Origin of the sequence: Micromonospora sp. NPDC023633, assembly GCF_040640035.1 — a bacterium.
GTDB lineage: Bacteria > Actinomycetota > Actinomycetes > Mycobacteriales > Micromonosporaceae > Micromonospora.
This window is the reverse complement of sequence record NZ_JBFABB010000046.1, coordinates 1-16,337: the sequence shown is the minus strand read 5'-3', so window position 1 is coordinate 16,337 and position 16,337 is coordinate 1. Positions and strand designations below refer to the sequence as shown.

14 protein-coding genes are annotated in these 16,337 nt (G+C 73.9%); 3 read left to right on the top strand and 11 right to left on the bottom strand.

Going from position 1 to position 16,337, the window contains the following annotated elements; genetic code table 11:
* Positions 1–41: 41 nt before the first annotated feature.
* On the top strand, positions 42–992 hold the full coding sequence (locus AB0G13_RS16355) for an alpha/beta fold hydrolase (RefSeq protein ID WP_357874742.1): 951 nt from the start codon (positions 42–44) through the stop codon (positions 990–992).
* Here AB0G13_RS16355 and fxsT read toward each other — a convergent pair.
* The 11 genes from fxsT to AB0G13_RS16300 form a co-directional block, all read right to left on the bottom strand.
* Complete coding sequence (fxsT, locus tag AB0G13_RS16350) at positions 986–4,897, bottom strand: FxSxx-COOH system tetratricopeptide repeat protein (protein WP_357874739.1); 3,912 nt, start codon at positions 4,895–4,897, stop codon at positions 986–988. The two genes, AB0G13_RS16355 and fxsT, sit on opposite strands and share 7 nt — an antisense overlap.
* The gene (locus tag AB0G13_RS16345; RefSeq protein WP_357874737.1) at positions 4,894–6,105 is read right to left on the bottom strand and encodes a TIR-like protein FxsC; all 1,212 of its coding nucleotides are present in this window, start codon (positions 6,103–6,105) and stop codon (positions 4,894–4,896) included. Before AB0G13_RS16345 ends, fxsT begins: the two co-directional genes overlap by 4 nt.
* Entirely contained in the window at positions 6,092–6,772 is a 681-nt protein-coding gene (locus tag AB0G13_RS16340; RefSeq protein ID WP_357874734.1) for a TIR-like protein FxsC, read from the bottom strand. Before AB0G13_RS16340 ends, AB0G13_RS16345 begins: the two co-directional genes overlap by 14 nt.
* 77 nt (positions 6,773–6,849) lie before the next feature.
* Entirely contained in the window at positions 6,850–7,653 is an 804-nt protein-coding gene (locus AB0G13_RS16335) for an AAC(3) family N-acetyltransferase (protein ID WP_357874731.1), read from the bottom strand.
* On the bottom strand, positions 7,644–9,971 hold the full coding sequence (locus AB0G13_RS16330; protein ID WP_357874728.1) for an FxsB family cyclophane-forming radical SAM/SPASM peptide maturase: 2,328 nt from the start codon (positions 9,969–9,971) through the stop codon (positions 7,644–7,646). The genes AB0G13_RS16335 and AB0G13_RS16330 overlap by 10 nt, the downstream gene beginning before the upstream one ends.
* A 242-nt stretch (positions 9,972–10,213) precedes the next feature.
* Positions 10,214–11,116, bottom strand: a complete 903-nt coding sequence (locus AB0G13_RS16325; protein ID WP_357874725.1) for a DUF4231 domain-containing protein — start codon at positions 11,114–11,116, stop codon at positions 10,214–10,216.
* A gap of 127 nt (positions 11,117–11,243) precedes the next feature.
* Positions 11,244–11,771, bottom strand: a complete 528-nt coding sequence (locus tag AB0G13_RS16320) for a DUF6244 family protein (RefSeq protein WP_357874722.1) — start codon at positions 11,769–11,771, stop codon at positions 11,244–11,246.
* Positions 11,772–11,925: 154 nt separating this feature from the next.
* Positions 11,926–12,441, bottom strand: coding sequence for a DUF6098 family protein (locus AB0G13_RS16315; RefSeq protein WP_357874720.1), 516 nt, complete (start codon positions 12,439–12,441; stop codon positions 11,926–11,928).
* A gap of 86 nt (positions 12,442–12,527) precedes the next feature.
* Complete coding sequence (trpS, locus tag AB0G13_RS16310) at positions 12,528–13,586, bottom strand: tryptophan--tRNA ligase (RefSeq protein WP_357874717.1); 1,059 nt, start codon at positions 13,584–13,586, stop codon at positions 12,528–12,530.
* Between the two features lie 87 nt (positions 13,587–13,673).
* Positions 13,674–13,850 (bottom strand): hypothetical protein, encoded by a 177-nt coding sequence (locus tag AB0G13_RS16305; protein WP_357874714.1) that lies wholly within the window; start codon positions 13,848–13,850, stop codon positions 13,674–13,676.
* Positions 13,851–13,890: 40 nt separating this feature from the next.
* Positions 13,891–14,340 (bottom strand): PRC-barrel domain-containing protein, encoded by a 450-nt coding sequence (locus AB0G13_RS16300; RefSeq protein ID WP_357874711.1) that lies wholly within the window; start codon positions 14,338–14,340, stop codon positions 13,891–13,893.
* A 287-nt stretch (positions 14,341–14,627) separates the two neighbouring features.
* Between AB0G13_RS16300 and AB0G13_RS16295 the strand changes: the two genes are divergently transcribed.
* On the top strand, positions 14,628–15,095 hold the full coding sequence (locus AB0G13_RS16295) for a hypothetical protein (protein ID WP_357874709.1): 468 nt from the start codon (positions 14,628–14,630) through the stop codon (positions 15,093–15,095).
* Between the two features lie 184 nt (positions 15,096–15,279).
* Complete coding sequence (locus AB0G13_RS16290; RefSeq protein WP_357874706.1) at positions 15,280–15,543, top strand: hypothetical protein; 264 nt, start codon at positions 15,280–15,282, stop codon at positions 15,541–15,543.
* Positions 15,544–16,337 lie beyond the last annotated feature (794 nt).

Below are 16,337 nucleotides of genomic sequence, written 5' to 3'. Positions count from 1 at the left end.
TGCGAGTATTGGCTGGTTGCGGCACCGAAGGGCAGGACGGAGTGACCCGAGACGGCGAGCCAGGGGCCGACTTCGCCGAACGCGAGGACAGCAGACGCGTGGCGTACGAGGTGACCGGCGCGCCCGACGGCTTCCCCGTCTTCCTGCTCCACGGCACACCCGGCAGCCGCCGTGGCCCGAAGCCCCGCGGCATCGTCCTCTACCGCATGGGCGTCCGGCTGATCGCCTACGACCGGCCCGGCTACGGCGACTCCGACCGGCGCGAGGACCGTGACGTCGCCGACGCCGCCCGCGACGTGGAGGCGATCGCCGACCACCTGGGCGTGGAGAGGTTCGCCGTCGTCGGGCGCTCCGGCGGCGGCCCGCACGCCCTCGCCTGCGCGGCCGACGCCCGGCTGCGCGGCCGGGTGACCCGGGTGGCGGTGCTGGTCAGTCTCGCCCCGTGGAACGCCGTCGAGCTGGACTGGGTCGGCGGCATGAACACCGGCAACGTGCGCGGGTTCGGCGTCGGCAGCCCCGACACCGCGGCCGTGGTCGAGGAGATCCGCCAGCGCGCCGAGCGGGCCGCCGCCGACCCGCGGCTGCTCCTGGCGGACCTGAGGACGGAGATGAGCACCGCGGACCGCCGGGCGGTCAACGACCCCGCGCTGCGCCGGCTCATCACCGACACCTACGCGGAGGCGCTCCGCGCCGGGCCGTACGGGTGGATCGACGACGTGCTGGCGTTCCGCCGCCCCTGGGCGTTCGACCTCCGGGCGATCGACACCTCGGCGACGCCGGTGCGGCTGTGGCACGGCGCCGACGACAACTTCGCCCCGGTCAGCCACGGCCGCTGGCTGGCCGCGCAGATCCCCGGCGCCGAGATGGAGGTCCGGCCCGGGGCGGCGCACTTCGACGCGGTCGAGGAGTTGCCGCGCATCCTGCGCTGGCTCGTCGACCCCGACGCGGCGCTCGACGCCACCCTGTTGATCGGCGCCCGGCCCGGTCAGTAGGGGTGCGGGTCGAGCACCCGGCGCACGTACCGCCCGTCGCGTAGCACCACGACGCTGGGGTGGTGCTGCCCGATCCGGTTGGCGAGCCGGTCGGCGATCCGCATCCGGCCGATGCTCACCCGACCGCCGGACAACGCCTGCTGGGCGGTCTCCAGGTTGCCCCGGCTGCGCAGCGTGTCCGGGTGCTCGGGTCCGAGCACCTCGGTGAGCTGCGCCACCACGGCCCGCAGCCCGTCGCGTCCCTTCTCCGGTTCCCCGGCGAGGACGGTGAAGACCGCGACGTTGTTGGCCGCCGCCATGGCGAACGGGTGCCGGTCGCCGAGCGTGGCGAGCATCGTCCGCGTCGTCGCCTCGGTGAGCGACCGGCCGGTGCCCGTGTCGCCGGCGTCCCACAGGGCCACGCCCAGGTTGATCCGGCAGACCAGCGTGTACGGGTGCTCGGCGCCGAACACCCGGACGAACATCTGCTCCACCTCGCCCAGCTCCGTCAGGGCCTGCGCGCTCTGCCCCTGCAGCATCAGGTTCGCCGTCCGGCTGAGCCAGCTGAACAGGGTGTCCGGGCTGGCCGGCCCGAGGGTGGCCAGCAGCCGCTGGTAGGTCTCGTCGAGCAGCTGGGCCGCCTCGGCGATCTCGCCGGTGCTGCGCAGCGACACGGCCAGGTTGGCCTGCGCGGTGAGCAGGTCGCGGGAGTGCTCGCCGAAGAGGTTCTGGTAACCCGTCACCGCCTCCCGCAGCAGCGCCACGGAACCCTCGTAGTCGCCGGTCTCCCGCAGGTCGCGGGCGAGGTTGTTGGCCGACGCCAGGGTGTTCGGGTGCTCCGGCCCGAGGACTACCCGCAGCCGACGGTAGGTGGCCTCGTCGCCGTCGACGGCCTTGTCGAACATCCCCATCAGCCGGTAGGACGCGGCCAGGTTGTTCGCCGCGGTCAGGGTGCGCCGGTGGTCCTCGCCGAAGACGTCGACCGACGCGGCGTACGTCCGCAGGTCGCGCTCCAGCGCCTCCCGGTAGCGGCCCAGGGTGCGCAGGTCGGCCCCGTAGCCACCGGCGGTCATCAGCGTGTGCGGGTGGCTGTCGCCGATCAGCTCCTCCTGCTGGCGCAGGGTGTCCTCGTCCAGCCGGTGGGCCTCCTCGAAGCGGCCGAGGCTGCGCAGCACGTTGGCCCAGTTGAACCGCAGGTGCAGCAGTTGGACGCGCAGCCTGCGGTGTTCCGGCCCGTCCGGTGCCAACTCCGTCAGCAGCGCCGACCAGACGGCCTCGGTCTCCCGCGCGTACCGCTCGCCCTGCTCGTAGCCGCCGTTGACGTAGATGTAGCGGACCCGGTCGATGACCAGCTGCCGGACGTTGTCGTCCCGGCAGGAGATCGCGTCGGAGCCGTCGAGGTGCGGCCAGAGCATCCGGAACCGCTGCCGGTTCGCCGGGTCCTCCACCTCGCCCGGCGGTCGCGACCCGGCGAGGATGCGGTGCACCTCGTGCTTGGCCGTGACCAGTTCGTCGTCGGACATGCGGGCGCGCAGGGCCGTCTGCAACAGCCGGTGCACCTGCACCCGGTGGGCGTGCGGGTCGAGCTTGATCAGCGCGAGCTTGTTCATCCGCTGCACCAGCGCGGCCGCGATGTCGCGTTCGGACACCCGGTCGGCGACCCGGGCGGCGACCACCGGGTCGTGCGGGGCGATGACCTGGGCCACCTCGTCGCCGTAGAGCAGGTCGAGGGAGATCTCCGGGGCGAGCACCGACGCGAGCTGGAGCAGCCGGTACGCCCCCGGCGAGCCCTCCCTGAGCCGTTGCAGCGGGAGGTCCCAGACCTCCGTCTCCAGCCCGGTGCGGCGGAGCCCGGCCAGGTACTCGTCGACCGGCGTCCGGGTGTCGGCCAGCCACGCCCCGACCGTGGCGACGAAGATCGGCACGTTCTCCACGGCGTCGGCGACCTGCTCGGCCTCGGCGACGCTCATCAGGTGCTCGCCCAGGCGGGCGCGCAGGTGCGCCACGCTCTCACCCCGCTCGAACGCCTCCACGTCCACCGCCCGCGCCAGGTCGCCCCAGTCCGGATTGCGGGTGGTGACCAGCACGTGGCCGTTGCCCTGCGGCAGGTAGGGCCGGACGTCCTCGTACTGGTCGGCGTTGTCGAAGATGAGCAGCCAGTGCGGCGGCGGGCTGCCGTCGGCGCGGCGTTCGGTCTGGCCCAGCCGCTGCCGCAGGGCGCGGTTGGTCTCCGGGATCGTCGTCTGGCTCGGCAGGCCCAGCTCCTCGCTGAGCTCCGTCATGATCACGTCGACGAACTGCGGCGGGTCGGCGGCGACCCACCAGATGATGTCGTACGCGCCCCGGAACCGGTGCGCGTACTCGATGGCGAGCTGCGTCTTGCCGAGACCGGGACCGCCCCGCAGCGCGACCGGGGTGCCGCCGCCGCCCGACGCCTTCAGCTCCTCCCGGAGCCGGCGCAGCAGGTCCTCGCGCCCGGTGAAGCGGGCGTTGCGGGCCGGCGCGTTGAAGACCGTCGCGCGTACGCCCGGGAAGCGGGCGGGACGCAGGCCGGCCGCGCCCACCGTGCGCCCCACCAGCTTCAGCAGGTGGTTCGCCGCGTCCTCGGCGGTGAGGTCGTGCACGGCCGTCCAGCTGCCGACCGGGACGTCCGGCACGGGCGGGGTGTCGTCGACGTGCACGGCCAGCCAGCTCGGCGCGCCCCGGTCTCCGTCGGTGTCGGGGCGGGCGCGCCGGGCCGCCAGGTATGCCCGGGAGACCAGCCGGACCTCGCGGAAGGCCGCGTCCGTCGGCTCGGGCGCCGGCCCGTCCAGGGCGGCGGTGACCACCCGCAGGTCGGCCGAGTTCAACACGGCCTGCGCCCACTCCGCCCAGACCTGGTCCTCGGGCACGTGCCGCAGCACGATCAGCTCGTCCACGACCGTCGGCTTGCGCTCGAAGCGCTGCACCGTCCGGCGGCGCAACTGGTCGTCCATCCGGGGCAGGCCCGTGATCCTGCCGTTGGTGATGTGGCTGGTCAGCGTCTCGTACGCGGACAGCAGCGTGGTCCGGCCGCCCGGTTCGTCGCCGAACGTCGCCAGCGTCTCCTCGTAGGCGTAGTACGCGCGGTAGGGCACCTCGACGGTCAGCCAGTAGGCCTGCCGCTCGCTGTCGGTCATACCCCCCGGCAGGCCGGCGAACCGCTGCATGGCCAACGACCGGCCGGCGTCGCGCTTGCCCTTCTCCCCGTCGTCGACCCGCATCGGCACGGGCAGCACCCGCCGCGCCCGCCGCCCCTCGTAGTCGCGCACCCGGGCGGCCACCGCGGCGGCTCCGTCGATGCCCTGGTCGCTGAGGGTGAAGCAGTCGACCAGGACGTCGGGCAGGTGGATGGTGCAGATCTCGGCGACGTCGCTGATCCCGGTGCGGCTGTCGATCAGGGCGTAGTCGTAGTGCCGCTTCATGTCCTCGCGCAGCGCGTCGAAGAACTGCGCGCCGCCGAGCCGGTTGTAGAAGTTGTCCCAGTTGAGGCCCGTCACGCTGGTGGCGTAGTCGGGGTTGTGCCGGCCGGCCAGCAGCAGGTCGAGGCTGCCGCCGCCGGGGAACTCCCAACCCACCGAGAACGCGTACCGGTGGACCCGGGCGTACTCCCGGTGCCAGTCGCCGGGCCGGGGGTCGGCGCCGGCCTCCTCGCGCCGGCGGGCGTTCTCCCATTCGTAGTCCAGGATCAGGTCCATCACGCCCCCGGTGGTGGCGACCTGCTCGGGGTCGAGGAACGGGGCGTAGAACCGGTGCAGGCCGGGAGACTCCAGGTCCCAGTCGGCGACGAGCACCCGCTGGCCGTTCGCGGCGAGGATCCAGGCGGTGTTGGCCAGCGCCATGGTGCGGCCCGTACCGCCCTTGTAGGAGTAGAAGGTGACGACCTGGCCCTCGCGCGATGGCGTCATCGCTCGTCCTTCCCTCGCGTCGTGTCGAACGGCCGCACCGGCGGCAGGCCCGGACCGGTGCCCGGCGGGTCGTCGGACGGCCGGGACGGCCGCAGGCTCGGCTTCGGGGTGGCCGGGCCGTCGGGCGGGTCCACCGGACCGTGCCGGAGGAACTGCTTGCGGGCCTCGGTCACCAGCAGCGGCGCGTAACGCTCGAACTCCTCGATCGCGCGCGCCGGCAGGACCCGGGGGAATCCGGCGTCCTGCAACGTACCGGCGATGGACTCGGGCGCCGACTCGCCACGCTCGTGGTCGGCGGCGATGACCAACGGGACGACCCAGCGGGGCAGGCCGGCCAGCGCGGCCCGGGCGGCGGCGGCACCGGCCGCGGCGTCCACCAGCACGACGGTGGGGCTCTCCGGCGCCAGGGCGCGGGCCGCCGGCAGGTCGACGACCCGGGTGGGCAGGCCGAGCCGCTCGGCGGTCGCGGCGACGTAGTCGGCCACCGCCAGCTCGTGCTGCCCGGCGTACGGTCGCCACCGCGCGTGGTTGGTGAGGGTGGTGACCACCAGCGCCGGGCCGCCGCCGTCGGTCACCGGGTGGCTGGACAAGGTCGCCGCCCGGGACCGGGCCAGCGGCTGCGTCTCGGTCACCGTGACGATCCGCGCCGCCAGCGCCGCGAGGACGCTCTCGTACTGCCGGCGGTAGGCGCTGAGCTTGCAGAGGGCGCGCAGCCCGTTCTCGGCGTAGTCGGCCCGGTCGTCGGCGTCGGGGACCAGGTCGAGGGCCTGCGTCGTCTCCGGCCGGTCGCCCCAGGACGGCAGCGGCAGCCACAGCACCGGCAACAGGTGCCGCTCGGCCCGCGCCGGGGCGAGCCGGGTGAGGCGGCTGCGGAACGACTCGCGTTCGCCCAGCGCCCACGCGTTGCGGAAGTAGTTCGGCGAGTGCAGCGGCACGAAGACGTGGGCGAGGCTGAGCGCCTCGGTGAGCGTCTGCCTGAGGTCGGCCCCGGGGCTGACCTGGCCGTCGAAGAAGCCGGCGTCGAGGTCGCCGCTCCTCGTGGCGCCGCGCCGCACGGCCGCGGCCAGGTCGTGGAAGAACCGGCTGACCCAGTAGTCGGTGTCCGGCCGGGACGCGGCCGACAGCGGCACCGAGTGCGCGTAGCTGAGGAAGAAGTAGGTCTCCCGGCGGGGGACGGCGCGGACCCCCGGGAGGTCAGACCACGTCATGTCCGACCTCCTCGAACGTCTCGCGCAACTGCCGCACGTCGGTCGGGACGTCCGCCCGCACCCAGTGCGTCTGGTAGGCCCGGGCGATGCGCTGCGCCAGCCGCCAGACCACGGCGTCGTAGGCGTCCTTGCCGTTCTTGCCGAGGCTGAGCAGGCCGTAGATGCCCTCGTCGTGGTACTGCGGGGCGATGTCCGAGGGCAGCCGGGTCGGGGTGAACATCTGCCGCCGCGACACGACCTCCGGCACCCGTCGACGGTCCACCACCGACCAGTTGACCGGGATGACCGGTGTCTCGCCGGCGGACGGCTCGGCGCCCGGCCGGTGCAGGACCTGCCGCCGGGTGAACGCGTCCCACTCCTTCGCGCACCAGGTGCTGTTCAGGTACTGCGGCGAGATCAGCGGGATGAAGACCTGGCAGTGGCCGGCGGCGAAGGCGAGGTCCTCGGTCCACACCTGCCCGCCGTCGAGCATCCGGTCCATGAATCCGGCCGTCCGTCCCGGGCCGAGGCCGAGCAGCTCGACGACGTGGTCGGACAGGTCGACGAAGAGCTGAAAGACCTTCTGGTTGGTGTCGCGCGGGGGCGCCGCCACCCGGTTCTTCGTGCGGGCGTAGCTGAGGAAGAACACGGGGGCGCTCTCGTCCTCCCCGTACGTTTCCTCTGCCACCTACCGCTCCCGACCGGTGCAGCGACTTCCGGCCGTCCACAGTATCGACAGCCGCCAACCCGTCGCTGCCCCGTCCGTCACCGGCGGTGCTCATCCATCCACCCTCGGGCGAAGTCGACGGCCGTCCGGAGGCCCACGAGCCGGCAGTAGGCGCCGCCGACCCGCCCGGCACGCACCGGCCCGGCGTCCGTCAGGGCGTGGCCGATCAGCGGGAAGTCGGTGTCGTGCAGGTCCGGGGCCCGGAAGTCGCGCCGGACCCGCTGCCCGGCGGCGTCGCGCACGTAGCACCGGTACGCCCGCTCGGCCGGCGGCCGGCGCAGCCGGTACTCGGCCAGGTGGAACGCCGTGCAGGCGGACCAGTCGACGCCGAGCAGCAGCACCACGGCGTCGGCGGCGTAGAGCGCGCCGAGGGGCGAGCGTTCGCCGAGGTGGCAGTCGAGGTCGTGGACGGCGGTCAGCCGGGCCGCGTCGGGGCCGAGGGCGGCGAAGGAGGTCTGCGGGTGCCGGCTCCGCGACGCCCCCGGCTGCCGGCGTACGTGCTCGGCGAAGATCCCCATGCCCTCGGTGGGGCTGTGCTCCGGGTCGAACGGCACGATGGCCGCCTCCGCCGCCGCGACCCCGGCGTCGGTCATGCCGGCGGTCGCCACCCGGAACCGCCGCGACGTGGTGGAGTTGCCGGCTGTCTGCGCCGGTACGACCACCGTGCCCGACCCGCCCAGCACGTCCCGCAGGGCGGCCAGCAGCGCGGCGGGGCCGCCCGCCACCCGACCGACGCGGGACAGGGCGCAGTGCACCAGCACGGTGGCTCCCGGCGGCAGGCCCAGCGCGCGCAGGTCCGCCGTCAGCGTGCCCCGCCGGAGCAGGCTGGCGGTCACGGCCATCCGTCCACCGTGGCGCGCATCCCCCGGACGAACCGCTCACCGGCGGGGGTCAGGGCGCCGAGGTCGAGCAGGGCGTCGAGGGCCCCGGCGGTCCAGTCCCGGTAGCGGCGGAAGTGGCCCTCGGCGGCCGGCCCGGGGCGGCGGCGCCACACGTCGGCGACCGCCAGGTGGGCGTAGACGCCGTGCAGCACGCCCTCCACCGGGCGCGGGTCGTCCCGCCACGGCACGCGCAGCGTCCGGCTGTCGTCGCGGTCGAACAGGTCGCAGACGTCCAGCACCGCGCCGAGCTTGAGGTGCTGCACCTCGTGCACCAGCAGCACGGCGAGGGTGGCGTCGTCGGGTACGGCGGTGACGGCCACCGCGCCGAAGGCGGCGCCGGCGGCGGCGCTGCGGAACCTGCCGGTCGGCTCCCCGCGCAGCGGCACGACGGCCCGCAGCAGGGTGCGGACCCCCGCCGCGTAGCCGGTGGCCTCGGCGTCGATCCGTCGCACCGCCCGCTCCAACTGCCGCGTCCACCGCTGCGCGGCGGCGCCCGACAGCCGCGGTTGCACCGGCAGGTCGTAGCAGTCCCGGTGCGGGTCGGTGTCCTCCAGCAGCAGCCGGCCCCCGACGAGCCCGACGGAACGCACCGGCAGCCAGCCGTCCGGCCCGTCCTCCCGGGCCGGGCCGCCTGCCCGGCCCGCGTCGGCGGTGACCCGCCGGCCGGCGAGCCGGACGTCCCCGTCGTCGGTGACGAGTCGGACGACGCCCCGCTCGACCCCGACGGCGAGCGCGCCGAGCGTCGGCAGGCTGACCAGCCCGTCGCGCACCGGGACGGGCAGGTCGGCCCGGACCCGGGCGCGGACGGCGGCGGCAGCCGCCACACAGGCCAGGTAGGAGAGTTCGGCCGCCCCGTCCCGGCACCGCCGGGCCCAGCGGCGCACGAACGGGTGGGCCAGCACGGCGCGGACGGCGTCGGGGTGCGCGTCGTCCAGGTGGACCAGCAGCCGCCACCCGTCGGCCGCCACCGGGTCGCCCGCGGCCCGCTCGCTGAGCGCGACCAGCAGGGCGCGCACCAGCGCCAGGTGGACGGCGGCGAGCTGCTCCGCCGAGCCCGCCGTGCCCGGGCCGGAGGCGAGATCGTCGAGGACGCGCGGGCTGAGCGAGTCGGTCGGACGGGTGGGCTCGTCGGCGACCGGGGCCGCCGTCACCACCTGGACGAGTCTCAGCAGGTCCGGGCAGTAGACGGACGGGTTGTCGAAGCCGTTGCCGGCGCGGTACCGGTGGGCGTAGAGACCGCCGCCGCAGTGCCCGACCACCGGGCAGGCGCGGCAGGCCGCGCAGAGCCCGGCGAGACCGGTCTGCCGTACGGCGATCGCCGGGTGGGCCGCGGCGTCGTCCACCCGGTGGCGGAAGACGTCCAGGCCGGTGGCGGCGGCGCCGTCGAAGGCGGACTTGAGCGAGTCGACCTGCTCGAAGGTGCCGTCGGTCTCGACGACGACCAGGTCGGCCGGGCCGAGCCCGACCGCCTCGCTGTGGCTGCCGTGCCCGGACGCGGTGGAGAGCAGGGACTCCAGCAGGCGGATCGGCACCGGACGCCCGTCGGCCAGCCAGCGCCGGTGGACGGCCAGCAGCCAGTCGGCGTACGGCGTGGCGAGGCCGTCGGGCCGGGCGGGCGGGTTGTCCCAGTTGGCGTGCGGCAGCAGGAAGTCGACGTGCGGCGGCCCCTCGGCCAGCAGCGCCTCGTACACCCGGATCGGGTCGTTGGCGAGGTCGACGGTGCAGAGGATGCCCGCGTAGCTGGCGCGGTACGCGGGGCTGCGCAGCAGCGACAGCGCCCGCAGCACCTGGTGGTGGCTGCTCGACCCGTTGGCGTGGCGGCGGTGCCGGTCGTTGGCGGCCCGGTCGCCGTCGAGCGAGATCCCCACCTTGACGTCGTGGGCGACCAGCACGTCGCAGGTCGCCGGGGTGAGCAGCACACCGTTGGACTGCATCCGCAGGTCGAGCCGGGCCACCGGGCCGATGACGCGCCGCAGGGTGGCCGCGGTGGCGCCGAGCCGGGCAGCGCCGGCGAGCAGGGGCTCACCGCCGTGCAGGACCACCCGCACGACGTCGAGCCGGTGCGCCGCCGCGTGCTCCGCGATCCGCTCCGCGACGGCCTGAACGGTGGCGGGGTCCATCACCCGGGGCTGGCGCCGCCAGGACTGGTCGGGGTGTTCGTAGACGTAGCAGTGGTCGCAGGCGAGGTCGCAGCGGCTGACCAGCTTGAGCACGTACTGCGTCAGCGGGGCGCCGGTCGGCCCGGCCGGCTCAGATCGCAGAGATGAAGGCCGCGACATCGACACGGGCCGGGCGATCCTCCCTGCGGCTGGTCACGTGGGCGACGGACCGGGCCCGGTCGAGCGGGATCCGGCCGAGCGGGGTGCGCCGGAGGTCGTCCAGTGGCGGCGGGGTCGGATCGGGCTGGCGTACGGTGCGATCCACGTCGGTTCCCCCATGTCTGTCGGGAGTGGACGGACGGCCGCCCACGTCGACGGTCAAACGGCACTATCGACGATGCTATATGCCACAACCTGTGATGTCACGGCTGCGCAGCGCCATCCTGCTCGATCATCTTGGCCATCCAGCCCTCGTTGGAGAGCGAGATGATCCGCTCCGCCTCGGCGACGAACGCGTCGTCCTCGGCCCAGCCCAGCCCGGCCTCGCGGGCCGTGCGCAACCGGGTCAGCTGGTCGGCGGTGCGGGCGTACTCGATCTGGTGGTGCTCGTACTGCTGGGCGGAGCCGTAGCCGACCAGCGCCGTGGTCACGGCCGCCGCGACACCGATCCAGGCGGTCAGCCCGAGGTTGTCGCCGAGCACCCCGACCGTCGCGGAGACCAGGGCGGCGGCGATCGTGAGCCCCGTCGCCGCGTACCGGATCCGCCTCGCGGCGTGCGCCATCCGGCGGGCCGCCGGCAGGTAGTAGCCGTCGATCTGCCGCTGCATCCGTTCCGTCACGTACGTGGCCACGTCGGAGACCGCAGGCAGCGGCCGGGCGGCCGGCGGCGCGTCCAGGGTGCGGCCGACCAGGTCGCCGGCGTCGTCCATGAGCGCGTCGAGCCGGCCGAGCAGGACGGCGTCCCGGTCCGTACCCCGGAACGGGGCGACCCCGGCGAGGTAGCGGTAGGTGTCCGCCTTCAGCGCCTCGGAGACCGAGCGGAGCCGGGTCCACGCGTGCACCGCGTCCCGGGAGGACCACCGGGCCGCCAGCGGCACCACGAGCAGCGCCGCCGCCGCGACGATCGCGAGCGCCCGGCCCGCGCCGGGGTGGGCCTGCCCGAGCTGGTTGGCGAGGGTGCCGCAGACGGCGGCGCCCACGGTGAGCGCGGCGATGCTCAGGCGCGCGCGGGTGATCGCACGCTTGGCCTCGCCGGACGCCCGCGACCAGGCCGCCTGCCGCTGCCAGACCGTCGCGACCGCCGCCGGGACATCGAAGCTAGCCACGATCTGAATGGTAGGACGGCCGCGCCCGTGCCATGGGGACCCGAGATGGCCGAGCCGACCCGACGGCCGCGGCGGCCGGCGCGTCAGCGGGGCAGGACGCTGGTCGGTGTGCTGCCGCCAGCCCCGGTCAGTCTCCCGCCGACCCCAGCTGCCGGGCTTCGGCGATCGCCGTCTCGACCGTCGGCCGGGCGGTGGCGGTGCGCTGGGCGACCAGCGTCAGGACCTGCTTGATGTGCTCCAACGACTGCAGCAGTGGTCCCGGCTGGCCGCCGTGCAGGACGGTGGTGACGAGTTGTCGGGTCTGGTCGACCTGGGCGACGGTGGCGACGGCGGCGTCGCGGATGCCGTCGATCGCGTTCTGCACGGGCGTCAGGCCGGCGACCGTCTCGTGCGGGCTGGCTTCCTGCGGGACGGCCGCGGTCGCCTTCGTGGCCTCGCCGATCGTGGTGGCGAGGCTGCCCAGGCCGCCCCGGACGGCCGAGATGCCGTCGCGTACCCGCGTCACGCCCGCCGCCACGGCGGCGAAGCCGGCGGCGGCGGCGCGCAGGGCCACCTCCTGCGCCTGGTTGTCGGCGGCGGACGCCAGTGCCTGCGCCCTGTCGACGCCGGTCGTCAACGCGCGCAGTTCCCCGGTGATCTTCTCGATGTGCGACACGCGGCCGACTTCCCCGATCGACGACGGTGAGGTGCTCGAAGCTGCAACCTAGCGACATGTGCCCCGGGCCGCCAGACCGCTGGGAACGGGGGCCGGGCCGCGCCGGGCGGGTCGGTCACCCCCATCCTGGCTGGTCCCCCCCGTCGTGGGCGGATCAGTCGGCCCGGTGCAGCGGTCCCCACTCGGTCGACGCCTGCGCCTCGACCACGCGGTCCGCCTCCCGCAGCGCCCGCTCCGACACCCACGCGACCGGCCGGTGGCACCGCACCAGCGGCTCGTTGTCCGGTCCCCGGCCGCGCTGCTCGCCGACGAGCACCCAGGGCCGTACGCCCGGGCCGCGTAGCCGGCGCAGGTGGCAGTAGTCGTAGAGCCGCCGCGCCACCCAGAGCCGCAGCGGCCGATCGCCCCACCACGACTCGACCGCGAGCGGATTCGCGGAGAGGCCGGGCAGGTCGATTCCGGTCAGCGCGTCCTTGCTGGACTGCTCGGACCCGTGCCCGCCGGACAGGTCCACGCCGGGACCGCGGGACCACCGGATGTACAACTGCTCACCCGGGGGCGCATTCCGCAGCAGGTCGACGAGCTGATCGAGCCCGTCGACGACCGGCATCACCGCCTCGTACCGGACCACGCCCATGGTGTTCCAGTTGCCCCGCCCGGAGCCACTCATTCATCCCGTCGCGATCTCGCCCCGCCAGATCCGGCCCGGTGCCGGAGCAACCCCGGTCCCGGGCCGGACGTCGGTCGTACGACCGCTCAGGCCGGCGTGGCCGTGGCCCTGCGGTGCCGCTCGGCCCGGCGGCGCACCTGCGTGTACGCGGCGGTCAGCCCCATGGCCCGGCGGACCTCGACGAGCGTCTGCCGCACCTCGCGGCGGGTCCGTTCCGTGCCCTCGAAGATCAGCTGGTCGACCAGCCCGGGTTCGGCCTCGATCCGGGCCCGGCGCTCCCGGATCGGGTCCAGGAACCGGTCGAGCGCGACGGCCAGTTTCTCCTTCACCTCCACGTCGCCGACCCGCCCGGCCCGGTAGCGCTCCTTCAGGTCGTCGACCTGCGCCCGATCGGGGTTGAAGACGTCGTGGTACGCGAAGACCGGGTTCCCCTCGACGGTGCCGGGCACGTCGGCGCGGATCCGGTTCGGGTCGGTGTACATGCCCATCACCGCGCGGCGGACCGTCGCCGAGTCGGCGGAGAGCGCGATCGCGTTGCCCAGGCTCTTGCTCATCTTCGCCCGACCGTCCGTGCCGACCAGGGTCGGCGTCTCGGACGCGATCGTCTCGGGCACGGGGAACACCTCCCCGTAGAGGTGGTTGAACCGCCGGGCGATCTCCCGCGTGACCTCCACGTGCGCCGCGTTGTCCTTGCCGACCGGAACGACCTGCCCCTTGACGCAGAGGATGTCGGCGGCCTGGAGCACCGGATACCCGAGCAGGCCGTAGGGCATCTCCTCCTTGCCGGCGTCGCGGGCCATGTCCTTGAGCGAGGGCACGCGTTCCAGCCGGGGCACCGTGACCAGGTTCTGGAAGAGGGTGTTCAGGTCGCCGACCTCCGGGATGGCCGACTGGAGGTAGAAGGTGGCACGCTCCGGGTCGACGCCGGCGGCCAGGATGTCGGTGACCATCTCCCGGGCGTTGACCGCGACCCGCTCGATGTCCTCGCGGGTGTTCCGGGTGGTGAGCATGTGCAGGTCGGCGATGATGAAGAAGCTCTCGTGGCGTTGGTGCAGCCGCACCCGGTTGGCGATGCTGCCGACGTAGTGGCCGAGGTGCAGCCGCCCGGTGGGACGGTCGCCGGTGAGCATCCGTGGAACGGACATGGTGGTACGCCTTTCGTGCCTGGTGGACGAGGTGTGCGCGGGCGCGCGCCGACCGGGGATGTCACCCCGGGACCGGTCAGGGTCGGCTCAGCGAGCCGAACGCCATCGCGCGCCGTCGCGGAACCGCAGTCCACCGGCACGAAGTACGTCGATCATCCGCTCGCGGCCGTCGCCGGAGCGGGTGGGAGAGGTGGTCACGACGCCGAGCGGGAGGCCGTCGACCGGGTCGACGACCTCCGGCGCGTAGCTGATCGGCCGGACCATGCCCCCACGTTAGCCGGTCCGGCCGTGTCCGCGCCCGCCCTCAGCCCTGCCGGTAGGTCTCCCGGTAGTAGTCGCCGATCCGGTCCCGGTAGCCGGGCTCGCCGTACGCGTCGGGGTCAAAGGCCGGCGACTCCTTGACCTGCTCGCGGGTGCGGTCCACGTGCACCGTGCGGTCCAGGTGGTCCACCCGCGTCACGGTGCCGGCCGGCAGCAGGACCTTGTGACCGAAGATCCACGGCCCGGTGTCCACCACCAGCCAGCGGGCGTCGGTGTCGTCGCTGGCCTCGTCGACCGAGCCGATCCGCCCGTCGGTGGCCTCCACCCGGTAGCCGACCAGGTCGAGGGGGGTGCCGGGGCCGGGGGCGTGCGGTCCGTCGCCGCCGGGCGTCGGCCCGTCCGGCGGGGCGGAGTCGGGGGCGGCCCCGGAGTATCCGCCGGCGAGGGCGGACGGGTCGCGCCAGGCCCAGGGATTGATCGTCGACGGCTGCACGGGTCACCTCCGATGACGGTATGTGCCGGTCCAGGAATGCAGTGCCCCGCCCGCGCCGCCGGGAAACAACATGGCAATTTCCGGTTCGCTGGAATGTCTCGGTGCGAAGTACGTCATAGTCGTCGGCTGTCGATGAACGGCGTGGCTGTGCCGCAGGTGGGGGCGGTGGCACCTGGGCGAACGCACATTCGACGGCAATGCGGAGTGTCCATCCGGCACATTCGTTCCGTGCCCCCGAGCCGACCATTCTGGTCCCGCATCTGTCGCAGAGAAAAAGGGGGACACGGATGTACCGCACCATTCGTCGGATCGGGGTCGTGCTCGCCGTCGCGCTCGGACTGGTCGCCGGGACCGGCGCCGTCGGGCAGGCCGCCGTCGTCAATCCGGTCACGCCGCAGTCGCTCTGCGGGCTCGGCTACACGGTCCTGGACCAGGACCCGATCCGGCACGCCGAGACCGGCGCCCGGCTCGGCACCGTGTACCTGATGTACCACCCGATGGCCGGCTACGGCTGCTCGGTCACCGTCAAGTCCGCCTACGTGGGTGCGCTGACCCGCACCCAGGTCTACCTGGCCGCCCAGTACCTGCCCACCCAGACCGACGACGGCGACAAGCTGTGGGCGGCCGGGCCGACCCGGGCGTACGTCAAGGGTGGTTGCATCATCTGGGGCGGGTTCATGGCCGACCCGAGCGGCACGATCCACCGCCACGACCGGGCGAACCCCGCGATCGGTGGCATCGGCACCTGCTTCTGACGGAGCGGCCCGGGACGCCCGTGATCATGCGGGTCTCCCCGTTCCGGGCCACGCGCCCGGACCCGCCCGCGGCGGTGCCCGAATGGCGGGGCGGAGATCCGGATGCCGCACAGGTCCCCTGACCTGCGCCTCGGGTGCCGGCGGCCGACCGGCCCGCCCGGTCACGCTGGCATACTCGGCAGCCATGGTGCTGTCGCGAGGCTGGTCGCTCTTCCTCATCGGGGTCGGGATCTGGACCTGGGTGATCTGGCCGAGGTTCGCGGTCGCGATCTGGAAGGACCCGCGGTCCTGGTCCACCGGCACGATCGGCGAGTTCCCGGCCACCGGCTTCCTCTGGATCCACGCATTGCTGATCGCGGCGTCCCTGCTCATCGGCACCACCGTCGGTGTGCTCGGCGTCCGAGCCTGGCGGGCGGCCGGCCGGCGCGCCGACGGCCAGGCGCCCTGACCGCCTGACCCGACGCGTCACGTACGCGCGGAACAGCGGCGGCCTCCAGCGCGCTGACACCTTCGTCGGCGGGTCGCCCCACCCCTTCGGGCAGGCGTCGCGGGCTGGCACGACTGCGGCGGGTGCGGGGGTCCGCGCTCCCCGGACCGGAGCCTGGGCTGCGGGGCGGAAGCGCCGCACCGGCGCTGAGCAGGGAAGATAGCGGGCCGGGAATGATGTGACCGGGGACGCTACCCCCGGATTTGACGTTCAAACCCGCAGACGCGTAACTTTCTCTCTGCCAGCGCGGAACGGGGCAAACAGGGGCGAAAGTCCTGAGGCCCCGAACCGGACTGGCACCGGGTCGGACAGGGTCGACACCTTGGACGACACGGCCCCGGGCGGGGCGCACCGGATCTGCCGCGAGGCGGATTTGGCGCAGCGAAGCCGACCGGGTAAGGTTCACGGCCGGCAGGGAACCGGGCGAGCTCGCGGGAAACCGCAGAGCGGCCGGTCTGCCAAATCCGATGATCAACCGTAGCGGTCCGCCGCTGCGCGCGCTCGTCGGAGCCAACCCGTACGAAGCACGACAGACCGGGACGAACGGTTTGACACGGCGGAGACGGCGAGGTAACGTAGTAAAAGTGCCCGGCGCGAGAGCGGCGGGGATGTGAACGAAATGCCCCGGGTCGGGGGCTCCACGGTGTGGGGTTTCCGGGCGGTGTGTGGTTGTTCTTTGAGAACTCAACAGGGTGCTTGATAAGCCAGTGCCAAATTGATTTATACCCCGGGCTGGCAAGCCTTTATGGTTTGTT